This window comes from Alphaproteobacteria bacterium (assembly GCA_005883305.1).
Classification (GTDB): Bacteria; Pseudomonadota; Alphaproteobacteria; order Sphingomonadales; family Sphingomonadaceae; genus Allosphingosinicella.
Genome location: VBAC01000001.1, coordinates 1,691,925 through 1,705,802, shown reverse-complemented (window position 1 = coordinate 1,705,802; position 13,878 = coordinate 1,691,925). Strand labels below are relative to the sequence as shown.

General features: G+C 68.2%; 14 protein-coding genes and 1 pseudogene. 13 read left to right on the top strand and 2 right to left on the bottom strand.

What is annotated here, in order from left to right:
• The first annotated feature begins 47 nt into the window (after window positions 1-47).
• Genes E6G92_08575 through E6G92_08565 form a run of 3 tightly spaced genes read left to right on the top strand, consistent with a single transcriptional unit; the run spans window position 48 to window position 1,296 of the window.
• A complete protein-coding gene (locus E6G92_08575; protein TMJ19809.1) occupies window positions 48-392 on the top strand; it encodes a winged helix-turn-helix transcriptional regulator in 345 nt (114 codons plus the stop codon).
• A complete protein-coding gene (locus E6G92_08570) occupies window positions 389-880 on the top strand; it encodes a polyketide cyclase (GenBank protein ID TMJ19808.1) in 492 nt (163 codons plus the stop codon). Before E6G92_08575 ends, E6G92_08570 begins: the two co-directional genes overlap by 4 nt.
• The gene (locus tag E6G92_08565) at window positions 877-1,296 is read left to right on the top strand and encodes an SRPBCC domain-containing protein (protein TMJ19807.1); all 420 of its coding nucleotides are present in this window, start codon (window positions 877-879) and stop codon (window positions 1,294-1,296) included. The genes E6G92_08570 and E6G92_08565 overlap by 4 nt, the downstream gene beginning before the upstream one ends.
• 342 nt (window positions 1,297-1,638) lie before the next feature.
• On the opposite strand, the pseudogene E6G92_08560 reads toward E6G92_08565, so the two are convergent.
• A pseudogene (locus E6G92_08560) lies at window positions 1,639-1,956 on the bottom strand (hypothetical protein).
• A 153-nt stretch (window positions 1,957-2,109) separates the two neighbouring features.
• Window positions 2,110-4,242: a S9 family peptidase gene (locus E6G92_08555; protein TMJ19806.1), complete on the bottom strand. Its 2,133-nt coding sequence runs from the start codon at window positions 4,240-4,242 to the stop codon at window positions 2,110-2,112.
• A gap of 425 nt (window positions 4,243-4,667) precedes the next feature.
• Between E6G92_08555 and E6G92_08550 the strand changes: the two genes are divergently transcribed.
• From E6G92_08550 to E6G92_08505, 10 genes are all read left to right on the top strand, one after another.
• Window positions 4,668-4,901: an AbrB/MazE/SpoVT family DNA-binding domain-containing protein gene (locus tag E6G92_08550; protein ID TMJ20762.1), complete on the top strand. Its 234-nt coding sequence runs from the start codon at window positions 4,668-4,670 to the stop codon at window positions 4,899-4,901.
• Window positions 4,898-5,305 (top strand): type II toxin-antitoxin system VapC family toxin, encoded by a 408-nt coding sequence (locus E6G92_08545; protein TMJ19805.1) that lies wholly within the window; start codon window positions 4,898-4,900, stop codon window positions 5,303-5,305. Before E6G92_08550 ends, E6G92_08545 begins: the two co-directional genes overlap by 4 nt.
• A 212-nt stretch (window positions 5,306-5,517) precedes the next feature.
• Window positions 5,518-7,197, top strand: coding sequence for a M28 family peptidase (locus tag E6G92_08540; protein ID TMJ19804.1), 1,680 nt, complete (start codon window positions 5,518-5,520; stop codon window positions 7,195-7,197).
• 231 nt (window positions 7,198-7,428) lie between these two features.
• A complete protein-coding gene (locus E6G92_08535) occupies window positions 7,429-7,683 on the top strand; it encodes a hypothetical protein (protein TMJ19803.1) in 255 nt (84 codons plus the stop codon).
• Window positions 7,684-7,772: 89 nt separating this feature from the next.
• The gene (gene argC / locus E6G92_08530) at window positions 7,773-8,792 is read left to right on the top strand and encodes an N-acetyl-gamma-glutamyl-phosphate reductase (protein ID TMJ19802.1); all 1,020 of its coding nucleotides are present in this window, start codon (window positions 7,773-7,775) and stop codon (window positions 8,790-8,792) included.
• The gene (gene argJ / locus E6G92_08525) at window positions 8,789-9,949 is read left to right on the top strand and encodes a bifunctional glutamate N-acetyltransferase/amino-acid acetyltransferase ArgJ (protein TMJ19801.1); all 1,161 of its coding nucleotides are present in this window, start codon (window positions 8,789-8,791) and stop codon (window positions 9,947-9,949) included. The genes argC and argJ overlap by 4 nt, the downstream gene beginning before the upstream one ends.
• The gene (gene argB, locus E6G92_08520) at window positions 9,946-10,812 is read left to right on the top strand and encodes an acetylglutamate kinase (protein ID TMJ19800.1); all 867 of its coding nucleotides are present in this window, start codon (window positions 9,946-9,948) and stop codon (window positions 10,810-10,812) included. Before argJ ends, argB begins: the two co-directional genes overlap by 4 nt.
• A 163-nt stretch (window positions 10,813-10,975) precedes the next feature.
• Complete coding sequence (gene argF, locus E6G92_08515) at window positions 10,976-11,842, top strand: ornithine carbamoyltransferase (GenBank protein ID TMJ19799.1); 867 nt, start codon at window positions 10,976-10,978, stop codon at window positions 11,840-11,842.
• Window positions 11,843-11,941: 99 nt separating this feature from the next.
• Entirely contained in the window at window positions 11,942-12,475 is a 534-nt protein-coding gene (gene argR / locus E6G92_08510; protein ID TMJ19798.1) for an arginine repressor, read from the top strand.
• Between the two features lie 107 nt (window positions 12,476-12,582).
• Complete coding sequence (locus E6G92_08505) at window positions 12,583-13,812, top strand: argininosuccinate synthase (protein ID TMJ19797.1); 1,230 nt, start codon at window positions 12,583-12,585, stop codon at window positions 13,810-13,812.
• The last annotated feature ends 66 nt before the right edge of the window (window positions 13,813-13,878 follow it).

The following is a 13,878-nucleotide window of genomic DNA, read 5'->3' as shown; positions in this document are numbered from 1 at the left end:
GTGCTAAACTGTATTGCCCAGCAGGTCGGATCGCGATACTTAAGCCCATGCTTAACGAATCGACCCGGCTCGATCTCGCCTTCCAGGCTCTGGCGGACCCCAGCCGGCGCGGCATGCTCGCGCGGCTGAGCCGCGGCCCGGCGAGCGTGTCGGAGCTCGCCCGCCCGCTCAGCATCAGCCTTCCGGCGGTGCTCCAGCATGTGCAGGCGCTGGAGGCGAGCGGGCTGGTCAGATCGGAGAAGAAGGGACGCGTGCGCACCTGCCGGCTGGAGCCCAAGGCGCTCGGCGCGGCCGAGGCCTGGATCGCCGAGCAGCGCGCCCTGTGGGAAGGCCGGCTCGACCGGCTGGAGGATTTTCTGGTGGAGATGCAAGCGAAGGAGAAAGCCAGGTGAGCGACCATGACCTCGTGCTGGAGCGGGTGCTCGACGCGCCGCGCGAACTCGTCTGGAAGGCGCTGACGACGCCGGAGCATATCCGCAAATGGTGGGCGCCCCGGCCCTATCGGACGACCGACATCGCGCTCGACCTCGTTCCGGGGGGGATTTTCCGGATGCGCATGGTCGGCCCCGACGGCTTCGACACCGGCACCGGCGGCACCGGCTGCGTGCTCGACGTCGCCGAGGGGACAAGAATCGTCTGGACCTCCGCGCTCGGCCCGGGCTGGCGGCCGAACGATCCGGGGCCTGCCGCCGATTGCGGCGGCTTCCTGTTCACCGCGATCATGAGCATCGAGGACGCACCCGGCGGCAAGACGCTCTACCGCGCCGTCGCCATGCACAAGAGCCTCGCCGACGCCGAGACCCACGCCAAGATGGGCTTCCACGAAGGCTGGGGCACCTGCGCCGACCAGCTCGGCGAGGTGGCGGGGACCCTCGCATGAGTGCGACGGTGACCGTGGAGCGGCGCTTTGCTGCGCCGCCGGAGGCGGTGTTTGACGCCTGGCTCGACCCTGCCGCCGCGAGTCGGTTCCTGTTCGCGACCCCGGGCGGGGTGATGGAGAAAGTCGAGATCGATCCGCATATCGGCGGCGGCTTCACGGTGATCGAACGGCGCGGCGAGACCCAAGCCGAGCATCATGGCGAATATGTCGAGATCGACCGGCCGCGCCGCCTGGCCTTCGATTTCTGGACAAGCTTCAGTGCCGAGCGGACCCGGGTCTCGATCGACATCGAACCCGACGGCGGGGGATCGCGTGTCACGCTTACGCACGAGGGCGTTGGGGCGGACTGGACGGAGAAGACCCGCCAGGGCTGGACGACGATCCTCGACGGGCTCGCCCGAACCCTGGAGAGCTAGACTGTATCTACCCCTCCCCCTGAGGAGGAGGGTAGGGGTGGGGGTTTACGGCGCCGGTGATTGTCCGGCCACGCCAGGACCCCTCGCCCCAGCCCTCTCCCGATGGGAGAGGGGGCTGAATGTGGGTATGGCCTGGGCGGCTCAGCAGGCGGTCGCCGCGCTGCCGACGAGGGCGCCGAGAGCGCCGCCGATGATCGCGCCTTCGACGCTGCTGCCGTGGCCGTAATGGCCGCCATGACCGTAATAGCCGCCGTGATGTCCGCTGCTGTGGTCGATCGCCGCGCCGAGCGCCGCGCCGGCCGTCCCGCCGACCACCGCGCCGGCCGCCGGATCACAGCCGTGATAATAAGCGCCCTGGCCGTAATAAGCGGGCCCGTAAGCGGGCGGATAATAGCCGGGCGCGTAGCCGTAGGGCGGGTAATAAGCGCCGTAATAAGGCGTGTAATAGGCGCCGATCGCGATCCCCGGATAGGCATAGCCGTAGCCGTAAGGATTGCCGCCATAATAGCGGCCGTAGCCGCGGCCATAATGTCCGCCATGGCCGTAATAGCCGCCGTGGCCGCCATGATAGCCGCCATGGCGCCCGCGCTGCGCCTCAGCGGTCGAGGGCAGCATGGCCAGCGCGGAGGCGGCCGCAACCAGGAGGATTTTCTTGAGCATGATACGTCGCTCCCTGATCAGAAATTCGACTCGAACGCACTGGCCGATAGCCAGCGCTTTCAACCACCTAGGCTTAGCCGAAGCTGAACGCGGGCGAAACGGGGCCGCCTTTATTTCAGGCGCGGGCGCTGACCAGCCCACCTGCCTGCCCACTCATCGCGCCGCCACCCGCAGCCCCGTATAGTGCGCGATAAACGCGTACATGTCGGTATATTCGGCGATCTGCTTGTCGGTCGGCTTGCCCGAGGCGTGGCCGGCGCGGGTCTCGATCCGGATCAGGTGGGGCGCGCCGTTCGGGTCGGCGTTCTGGATCGCGGCGATATATTTGAAGCTGTGCCCGGGAACGACGCGGTCGTCGGTGTCGGCGGTGGTCACCAGCATCGGCGGATAGGCGGTGCCCGCACGGATGTTGTGATAGGGCGAATAGGCCCTGAGCACCCGGAAATCGGCCTCGCGGTTGGGGTAGCCGTAATCGTCGACCCAATAGCGCCCGGCGGTGAAGCGGTCGAAGCGGAGCATGTCCATCACGCCGACGGTCGGCAAAGCGGCGGCGAACAGGTCCGGCCGCTGGTTGAGCACCGCGCCGATCAGCAGGCCGCCGTTGGAGCGGCCCTCGATCGCCAGCTGGCGGCTGGTCGTGACGTGCTCGCGGATCAGGTATTCGCCGGCGGCGATGAAGTCGTCGAACGTGTTCTGCTTGTTGGCGAGCCTTCCGGCGTCGTGCCAGGCCTCGCCATATTCGCCGCCGCCGCGAAGGTTGGCGACGGCGAGGATCCCGCCCATGTCGACCCAGGTCATCCATTTGGGCTGGTAGCGCGGAAGCTCGGTCGCGTTGAATCCGCCATAGCCGTAGAGCAGGGTCGGCTGCGGCCGGCTCCGGTCGAGGTCGCGGCGGTGGACGAGGAACATCGGCACCCGCGTCCCGTCCTTCGAATTGTAGAAGACCTGGCGGACCTCGTAGCGCGCCGGATCGAAGGCCAGGCGCGATTCGGCGAAGACACTCGTCCGGCCGGTGGCGCTGTCGTAGCGGTAGATCGCGCCCGGGCTGTTGAAGCTCGCGAAGCTGTAGAAGGTCTCGGCCGAAGACTGGTCGCCGCGGAAGCCGCCGGCGCTGCCGATGCCGGGCAGGCGGATGAGGCCGGTGCGCGTCCCCTCGAGGTCGAAGGTGCGCACCTCGCTCTTGGCGTCGGCGAGGTAGCGGACGATCAGCTGGCGCCCGACGATCGAGGCGCCCTGAAGGGTCGCCCTGTCCTCCGGCACGATCTCGCGGATCGCCAGCTGCGGGCGGGAGATGTCGGTGGCGACGATGCGCTGGCGCGGCGCGCCCTTGTTGGTGCTCCAGTAGAAGACGTTTCCGCGGTTGCCGAGATAGGACCAGTCGTTCTCGAACCCGGCTATCAGCTGGCGCGGCGCCGCCTCCGGCCGGGCGAGGTCGATCAGCGTGATCTCGTAGCGCGCGTCGGTGCCCTCGGAGCTTGAGACGATCAGCCAGCGTCCGTCCTCCGAGACCTCGGCGGTGTGGCCGAGCCGCGGCCGGTCGGGCGTGGCGTAGACCAGCCGGTCCTCGCTCTGCGGCGTTCCGAGGCGATGGAAATAGACCTTCTGATTCTCGTTGAGCGACTGGAACTGGGTCCCCGTGGCCGGCTCGGCGAAGCGCGAATAATAGAAACCCGATCCGTCCCTGGCCCAATCGAGGTTGGAGAATTTGACCCAGCGCACCTCGTCGCTCGTCGGCCGGCCGGTGGCGACGTCGAGCACGCGCACGGTGCGCCAGTCGGTGCCGCCGTCCTGCACCGAATAGAGCAGGTGGCTGCCGTCGTGCGAAGGATCCCATTCGGCGAGCGCGGTAGCGCCGTCCTGCGACCATGTGTTGGGATCGATCAGCACCCGCGGAGCGCCGTCGATCCCCTCGCGGACGTAGAGCACCGCCTGGTTCTGAAGCCCGTCGTTGCGGGTGTAGAAATAGCGGCTTCCGGCTTTCTCCGGCAGGCTGAACCGCTCGTAATCGTAGAGCTCGGTCATCCGCGCCCGGATCGCGTCGCGCCCCGGAAGCGCGGCGAGGAACGCCTCGGTGACCCGGTTCTGCGCGGTCACCCAGGCGCGCACCGCCGGGTCCTGCCGGACGTCGTTCTCGAGCCAGCGATAGGGATCGGCGACCCGCTCCCCGAACTGCTCCTCGGCCACCTCGCCGCGCGCCGTCTCGGGATAGGCGATCGGCGTGGAGGCGGGCTGGGCAAGCGCGGAAGCGGCGGCGAAGGGGAGCAGCAGGGCAGGGAGAAGACGCATCGGGACAGCTCTTTCGATGTGCGGGACGACGGAGGGTCTAGTTCATCCGGTGACGAGTTTAAATCACGACCGCTCATCCTGAGGAGGGACTGAGCCCGTGCTTCGATATGGCATTTCGCCAGGCTCAATGCCTACTCAGCATGAGCGGAAAGGAAAGAACGCTCATCCTGAGTAGCGGCTGAGCTTGTCGAAGACGCGTATCGAAGGACAGGCTCACCGGCTCCTCAGGATGAGCGAGAAGGTAAGCGGGGATGAGCCTAGCAGCCCCGTGCGCGGCGGCAAGCCGCGTCCGCCCCAAGCCCGCCACCCTGACTTGTTTCAGGGTCCAGGTCTCCGCCACCCCCGGGGCTCGTCCTTGATGTCCCGAGTCTCGACATAGGCGGGTGCATGTGGCATATGCCATGTAATATGCCACGGAGACCATGATGGGCGCGGAGCGTCATGTGAAGCTGTTCAAGAACGGAAGAAGCCAGGCGGTCCGGATTCCGCGCGAGTTCGAGCTTCCGGGCGAGGACGCCATCATGCGCAAGGAAGGGGGGCGGCTGATCATCGAATCGGCGCCGCCGCGCTCGTTGCGCGCGATCCTTGCGGCGATGGCCCCGATCGAGGAGGATTTCGGTCCGATCGACGATCCCGCGCCCGAGCCGGTCGATTCGTGACTCGCTACCTGCTCGATACGAACATCGTCTCCGATCTCGTCCGCAATCCGCAGGGCGCCGCCGCCGCGCGCCTCGTGGGCATCGACGAGCGCGCGATCGGCACCAGCATCATCGTGGCGGCGGAGCTTCGCTACGGCGCGGTCCGGCGGGGCTCGGCCCGGCTGACGGCGCAGCTGGAGAAGATTCTCGGCGCGATCGAAGTGCTGCCGTTCGAGGCGCCGGCCGAGCGGGTCTATGGCGAACTGCGTTGCAGCCTCGAGGCGGCGGGGAGGCCGACCGGCGCGAACGACCTGCTCATCGCCGCGCACGCGCTCGCGCTCGGCCGTAGCCTCGTCACCGACAATTTGCGGGAATTCTCGCGGGTGGCGGGACTGCCGCTGGAGAACTGGCTTCGGGACGCCTAGGTCTTATCGACATTTGGCTTTCTACCCCCTCCCCCTGAGGGGGAGGGTAGGGTGGGGGTTTACGGAGTCGGCGGTTGTTCGATCACGCCGGAACCCCTCACCCCAACCCTCTCCCCATGGGAGAGGGAGCTCGATCGTGCTGAATGTGCTTCGTCCTGGAGGCCCGGCGCGCGTTCGGGCGTTTGAACGTCGCCACGTTTCGGGAGTCACTCATGCGCTGGACCCTTCTTCCCCTCGCCCTGATCGCCGCCGCGGCCGTCCGCGCGGCTCCTCCCGCGGACCCCGGCTCGCCCGCCTCCTACGCCCCCGTCGATCCGCAGCGCCTGTCGCAATGGACGCGCGCCTTGGCCGCCGACGAGATGCAGGGCCGGGCGCCCGGCACCGAGGGCGAGACCCGCGCGGTCGCCTGGCTCTCGCAGCAATTCGCGGCCCTCGGCCTCCAGCCCGGCGGCGAGAATGGCGGCTGGACCCAGCGCGTGCCGCTGATCCACACCCAAATGCCCGCCTCGGCCCGTTTCGCCATCGCCGGCCACGGGGAGACGATCGCGCTCGAATCCCCGCGCGACATCTACGTCAGCACCGCTCGCGAGACCGACCGGGTGCGGATCGCCGCCGCTCCGATGGTCTTCGTCGGCTACGGAGTCACCGCCCCCGAACGGGGCTGGGACGATTTCGGGGATGCCGACCTCAACGGCAAGATCGCCGTCTTCCTCGTCAACGATCCGGATTTCGAGGCTTCGGCCGGCGAGCCCGCCGCCGGGCGCTTCGGCGGCCGGGCGATGACCTATTACGGCCGCTGGACCTACAAGTTCGAGGAAGCGGCGCGGCGCGGGGCGATCGGCGCCCTGGTGATCCACGAAAGCGAGGCGGCCGGCTATGGCTGGAACACCGTCCAGGCGCCGGGCGGGGAGAATTACAACGTCGTCCTCGCCCCAGGCGCGCGCCGTCCGGTCCTCCTCCAGGGCTGGATCCAGCGCGACGTCGCCGCCGGCCTCTTCCGCCGCGCCGGGCTCGATTTCGAGGCGGCGAAGCGCCAGGCGCGCAGCGGCCGCTTCCGCCCGGTCGATCTCGGCGCCGCCTTCTCCACCGATCTGCCGGTCGCCGTCGCGCGGGTGGAGAGCCACAACGTCATCGGCCGCCTGCCCGGCAGGCGCCGCCCGCAGGAGACGATCCTCTTCTCCGGCCATTGGGACGCCTACGGCACCGGCCCGGCCGACTCGCGCGGCGACACGATCCGCAACGGCGCCCACGACGACGCTCTGGGCCTCGCCGGGGTGCTCGAGATCGCCCGCCTGTTCCGCGCCGGCCCGCGCCCGGAGCGCACCTTGCTCTTCGCCGCCTGGACCGCCGAGGAGCGCGGCCTGCTCGGCTCCGAATATGGCGCGGCCAATCCGCTCTATCCGGCGGAGACGATGGTCGCCAGCATCACTCTGGACACGCTCCAATCGGCCGGCCCGGCGCGCGACGTGGTGCTCATCGGGCAGGGCCAGAACAGCCTCGAGGACCTGATGGCCGCCGAGGCCGCGGCGCAGGGCAGGGCGGTGACTCCCGACGCCCAGCCGCAGCGCGGCCTGTTCTACCGCGCCGATCATTTCCCCTTCGCCAGGCGCGGCGTTCCGACTCTCCTGCTGATGGCGCTCGGCGGCGGAGTCGACCTGGTCGATGGCGGGCGCGAGGCGGGCGACCGCTGGGTCAGCGAGTTCACCGCGCATTGCTACCACCAGACCTGCGACCAATGGTCGGTGGACTGGGATCTGCGCGGCGCGGCGCAGGACGTCGCTCTCGCCTACCGCATCGGCCGCCGCCTCGCTTTCTCGCGCGACTGGCCGGTGTGGCGCGAGGGCTCGGAATTCCGCGCCGTGCGGGAACGATCCGAGGAGCGCCGCCGCTAAGCCGCCCGTCTCCGCCCCGGACCGCGAATCAAGTTGCGGGCAGCATGCCGGCAAGTAACGAAAAACGCGGAGAAGTTTTCGGCTGCGAAACATGGAGACAATTTTGTCGTGGATTTGGAACGCAACCATGGCTAAGGGGTTGCGGTTCTGGCCAAACCCCGTGCGTATGATCGGGGGGCCCGAATTCGCTGTCCCGCTGTCCCGTGCGGATAGCAACCCAAGGAGGTTGTAATGCTTTCGAAAAAACTGGCTGCGGTCGCCGCCATCTCGATGATCACCGCCAGCAGTGCTGCGGTGGCTCAGTCGGCTCAGCCTTTGAGCCTTGCCAGCCCGAGCGCCCCGCGCGCGGGCGCTCCCACCGCGGGCGAGAGCAATCTCGATCGTGGCGGCTACGGCATCTACATCGTCGGCGCTGTCGTGCTCGCCCTCATTATCTGGGGCATCATCGAGCTCACCGACAACGACGACGGCCCGCACAGCCCGTAAGCTGAGCACAGGGGATTCCCCGGAAGGTGCGCTCCGAGAGATCGGGGCGCATTTTCTTTTGGGCGACGGTTGCATAATTATGCAAGGATATGCATAGACCCCGCATGTCCGTTCCTGTCGCCATCTTCGGAGCCTCGGGTTTCGTCGGCGCCGAGCTTCTCCGGCTCTGCGCCGCGCATCCGGCGCTCGATCCGGTCCATCTCTACGCCGACAGCCAGGCCGGAAAGCCCCTCGCCGAGGTGCACCCCCACCTTGCTTTGGCCTACCCCCGGCATGTTCTGGAGCATGCTCCCGCGCGGATTCCGGGGGACTCCCGGGTGGTTTTCGCGGCGCTCCCGCACGGCGAATCGCAGAAAATCGCCCCCGCCATCCTCGATTCGGGGGCTTTGTTCGTCGATCTGGGCGCGGATTTCCGCCTTTCCGACGCCGCCGCCTACGAGCGCTGGTACCACGAGCCGCACAGTGCGCCGGACCTCCTGGGCCGCTTCGTCTACGGCATCCCCGAGCTCCACCGCGAGGCGATCGCCGGCGCCAGGGCGGTCGCCGCAGCCGGCTGCTATCCCACAGCCGCGATCCTCGCCCTCAAACCCCTGCTCGGCCTGATCGACCCCGACACGATCGCCGTCGACGCCGCCTCGGGAGTCAGCGGCGCCGGCAAGGGGCTCAAGGAGGCCACCCACTTCAACAGCGTCGACGAGAGCATGACCGCCTACGGCCTGCTCCATCACCGGCACACCGCGGAGATGGAGATGGCGCTCGGCGGCAAGATCCTCTTCACGCCCCACCTCGCGCCGATGAACCGCGGAATCCTCGCCACCTGCAGCGCGATCGCCAAAGGCCCCTGCGACCCGCTCGACGCGCTTCGCAGCGCCTATGAGGGCGAGCCGTTCATCCATGTCTCGGAGCGCCCGCCCTCGACCAAATGGGCCCTGGGCTCGAACGCGGTCCACCTCACCGCGCGCTACGACGAGCGCACCGGCCGGGTGCTCGCCATCGCCGCGCTCGACAATCTCGTGAAGGGAGCCGCGGGCCAGATGATCCAGTGCGCCAATCTCATGCTCGGCCTCGACGAGAGTGCCGGGCTCAGCACGGTGGGAGTGTGGCCGTGAGCGTCACCGCCGCCTTGGGCTTCGTCGCAGCCGGCTGCCACGCCGGGATCAAGCGGCGCCGCTACGACATGGCGCTGGTCGCCACCGACGACCGCCGGCCGGCGACCTGCGTCGCGGTCTTCACCCAGAACAAGTTCGTCGCGCCCCCGGTGGTGCTCGACCGTCAGCGCCTCGCCGCGAACGGCGGCAAGGCGGCGGCGATCGTCGTCAATTCGGGCAACGCCAATGCCGGCACCGGGGCCCGCGGCATGGCCGACGCCGAGGCGATGAGCGCGGCCGCGGCCGAGGCGCTCGGCATCGACAAGGCCCACGTGCTGGTCTCCTCGACCGGAATCATCGGCACGCCGCTGCCGATGGACGTGATCCTCCCCGCCGTTCCGAAGCTCGCCAGGAAGCTCTCCGCCGAGGGCGGCGAGGATGCCGCGCGGGGAATCCTCACCACCGATCACCGGGCCAAGGAGGCGGTGGTGGAGGGCTCGACCTTCACCCTCGGCGGCATGGCCAAGGGCTGCGGGATGATCGCTCCGAACATGGCGACCATGCTCGCCTATCTGACGACCGACGCGGAGCTTCCGCAGGGCGAGCTGCAGGCGATCCTTCGCGAGGCGGCGGACCGGACCTTCAACACGCTCAACGTCGACGGCGCGACCTCGACCAACGACACCGTCATCCTGCTCGCCAACGGCCGGCGCGGCCCCGCCGACCGCGCCGAGTTCGCCGACGCGGTCCACCGCCTGTGCGAGGACCTGACTATGCAGATGGCGCGCGACGCCGAAGGGGTGACCAAGGTCGTCCGGCTCAAGGTCACCGGCGCAGCGAGCGATTCCGAAGCGCGCGCGGCGGCCAAGAACATCGCCGAGAACAACCTCGTCAAATGCTCGTGGCACGGCGGAGACCCCTATTGGGGGCGCCTTTTGGCCGCCGCGGGGTCCGCAGGCGTCGAATTCGAGCCCGGGAGGTGCTTCGTCGCATACGGGGGCACCGTCGTTGCGCGCGCGGGAGCACCCGTAAAACATGCGGGAGGCACCGTAAAAAAGCACATGGAGCATGACGAAATCGAGATCGAAGTGGGCCTCGGAGCGGGCTCCGGAAGCGCCCAGGTCATCGGAATCGACCTCGGTCCGGGCTACATCAAGGAAAATGTGAAAACGTCATGACCCCGACCGAGACCGCGCGCATACTTATTCAGGCGCTGCCCTACATCCAGCGCTTCCGCGGCAAGACAGTGGTCGTGAAGCTCGGGGGGGCGGCGATCGACGCCGAGCTCGACCGGGCGCTGGCCCAGGACGTCCTGCTCCTCAGGAGCGTCGGCGTGCGCTGCGTGCTCGTCCACGGCGGCGGCCCTCAGGTCGACGCGCTGATGAAGCAGATGGGCAAGAAGCCCGAATTCCGCGACGGCCTGCGCGTCACCGACGCCGAGACGCTGCGGATCGTGCGCATGGTCCTGGTCGGCGAGGTCAGCCGCAACCTGGTCGCGACGATCAACAAGGAATCCCCCGCCGATCCGGTCGCCGTGGCGGTCGCCGGCGAGGATGGCGGCCTGCTGATCACCAGGCCGCGCGATCCCGCGCTGGGCTTCGTCGGCGACGTCGCGGAGGTCCGCGCCGAGCGCCTCCACGGCCTGCTCGACCAAGGGCTCGCTCCAGTGGTTTCCACCGTCGGCGCCGATCCCTCGGGCCAGCCCTACAACATCAACGCCGACGAGGCGGCGATGGCCATCGCGGTGGCGATGGACGCGGAGAAGATCGTCTACCTCACCGCCGCACCCGGCCTGCTCGAGGACCCGAAGGACGAAAGCACGCTCGTCCAGCGGCTGAGCTCCGACGCGCTTCGCGAGCGGATCGAGCACGAAAGCGTCAGCGCGGGAATGATCCCCAAGCTCAAGGCCTGCGCCGACGCTGTCGACGGCGGAGTCGGCTCCGCCCACATCATCGACGGGCGCGTGCCCCACGCGCTGCTGATCGAAATCCTCACCGATCAAGGCATCGGCACGATGGTCACCCGGGAGAAAGCTGCATGACCGCTAGCCCTTATAAGTCATCCCGGCGAAGGCCGGGACCCATGAACACAGGGGTCTCAGGTGAGGCGGAGTCGACCGTGCGCGACCTCAGCCACTTCGGTTCATGGGTCCCGGCTTTCGCCGGGATGACTCCATTTTCATCTCCGTTTGGGGAGACCGCCCGATGACCGACCTGCTGACCATCGCCGGCCTGCCCGACGGCGCGCTGGCGGAGATCCTCGCTCTGTCCGAGCGCGACGATCTCGGCGCGCCGCTCGCCGGCAAGGGCGTCGCTTTGGTCTTCCAGAAGCCCTCGGCGCGGACCCGCAACTCGATGGAGATGGCGTGCGTCCAGCTCGGCGCCCACCCCGTCTACATCCAGAAGGACGAGGTCGGCCTCGGCACCCGCGAGAGCGCCGAGGACGTGGCGCGTACGCTCGCCTGCTACCATTCGGTCATCGCCGCGCGGGTGATGGACCATCGCGATCTCACCGCGATGGCCGACGCGGTCGAAACTCCGGTGCTCAACCTGCTCTCCGACAGCGATCATCCGCTCCAGGCCTTCGCCGACCTGCTCACGGTCAAGCAGTTGCTCGGCCGGCTCGAAGGGGCGCGGATCGCCTATGTCGGCGACGCCGACAACAATGTGGCCCGCTCCCTCGCCCAGGCCTGTGTCGCGGTGGGAGCCGAACTGACCCTCGCCAGCCCGGCCGCTTATGCGCTGAAGGATGCGCCTTACGGCGTTCGCCGGGTGGTCGATCCGGCCGAGGCCGTCGCCCGCGCCCAGATCGTCTACACCGACGTCTGGGTCTCGATGGGGCAGGATTCCGAAGCCGACGCCCGGCGCAAGGCCCTCGCCGCCTATCAGGTCGATGCCGCGCTGATGGCCAGATCGAGCGACGCCTGGTTCCTCCACTGCCTGCCGGCCCGCCGCGGCGAGGAGGTCACCGACGAGGTGATGGAAGGTCCGAAGAGCGCGGTCTGGCGCCAGGCCGAAAACCGAATGCACACCGCCCGCGGCGCGCTCGCCTGGCTGGCGGGGGTTCGGTGATGTTTCCCAATGAGTCATCCCGGCGAAAGCCGGGACCCATGAACATGGCGATCGAGGGAATGCGATGACGACGTCGCCAACCTTTATAGTCTTCGGTTCATGGGCCCCGGCTTTCGCCGGGGTGACTCCGAGGGGGATGCGGGGAGCACGTCCATGACCGACACCCGCTCGCGCCGCCTGCGCACGCTCGCCGACCTCATCCGCGCCGACGCGCTCGCCAGCCAGGAGGAGGTGACCGAGCGTCTTCGCTCGTTCGGCTTCGACGTCACTCAGGCGACGGTCTCGCGCGACCTCGACCAGATCGGCGCGATCAAGGTGAAGAGGGGCGGCGTGCTCTCCTACGCTCTGCCCGACCAGATCGGCGCGGCGGACTGGGGCACCGACCGCCTCCAGCGGATCCTCGCCGAATGGGTGACCGGAATGGAGGTGGCCGGCCAGCTGATCGTCATCAAGACTCCGCCCGGCTCCGCCCATCTCGTCGCCTCGGCGATCGATCAGGCGGCGATGCCCGAGATCGCCGGCACCGTCTCGGGCGACGACACGATGTTCGTCTGCTGCCGCGACCAGGTCAACGCCCACGCGATCCTCACCCGCTTCAAGCGGATGATGGGGCAGAAGGTCAGCTATGCGTGACTGGCACCTTTTTTTGCTCCCCGGCGAAGGCCGGGGCCCAGGAGGGCCCCAGCCCTGGACCCCGGCCTTCGCCGGGGAACAAAGGCGGCGTCTGCTAAGGATTTCAAATGACCGATAAACCCAAAAAGGTCGTCCTCGCTTATTCGGGCGGGCTCGATACCTCGATCATCCTCAAATGGCTTCAGACCGAATATGGCGCGGAGGTCGTCACCTTCACCGCCGATCTCGGGCAGGGAGAGGAGGTCGAGCCTGCGCGGCGCAAAGCCGAGCTGCTCGGGATCAAGCCTCAGAACATCTTCATCGACGATCTCAGGGAGGAGTTCGTCCGCGACTACGTCTTCCCGATGTTCCGGGCGAACACGGTCTATGAGGGCGACTATCTGCTCGGCACCTCGATCGCCCGGCCGCTGATCGCCAAGCGCCAGATCGAGATCGCGAGGCAAGTCGGCGCCGACGCGGTCTGCCACGGCGCCACCGGCAAGGGCAACGACCAGGTCCGCTTCGAGCTCGGCTATTACGCTCTGGAGCCCGACATCCGGGTCATCGCCCCCTGGCGCGAATGGGAATTCGCCAGCCGCGAGCAGCTGATCGACTTCGCCGAGAAGCACCAGATTCCGATCGCCAAGGACAAGCGCGGAGAATCCCCTTTCTCGGTCGACGCCAACCTCCTCCACTCCTCCTCGGAAGGAAAAGTGCTCGAGGACCCGGCGGTCGAGGCGCCCGAATATGTCCACCAGCGCACCATCTCGCCCGAGGACGCGCCGGATAAGCCCACGATCGTCACCATCGCGTTCGAGAAGGGCGATCCGGTCGCCATCGACGGCGAGCGGCTGTCGCCCGCGGCTTTGCTGACCGAGCTCAACCGGCTCGGCCACGACAACGGCATCGGCCGGCTCGATCTGGTCGAGAACCGCTTTGTCGGAATGAAGTCGCGCGGAGTCTACGAGACTCCCGGCGGCACCATCCTGCTCGCCGCCCATCGCGGGATCGAGAGCATCACGCTCGACGGCGGAGCGATGCACCTCAAGGATTCGATCATGCCGCGCTACGCCGAGCTGATCTACAACGGCTTCTGGTTCGCCCCCGAGCGCGAGATGCTCCAGGCGCTGATCGACAGGAGCCAGGAGCATGTCTCGGGAACGGTGCGGATGAAGCTTTACAAGGGTAACGCCACCGTCATCGGCCGGGAGAGCCCGCTGTCGCTTTACGACCAGGATCTGGTGACCTTCGAGGAAGGCCTGAGCGGCTACGACCACCGCGACGCCGCGGGGTTCATAAGGCTGAACGCGCTGAGGCTGAGGACGTTGGCGAAGCGGGCGGGGCGGGGGAAGGTCTGAAGGAACGTGGGAGTCATCCCGGCGAAAGCCGGGACCCATGAACACTGGTGCTTGAGGGTGAGGCGA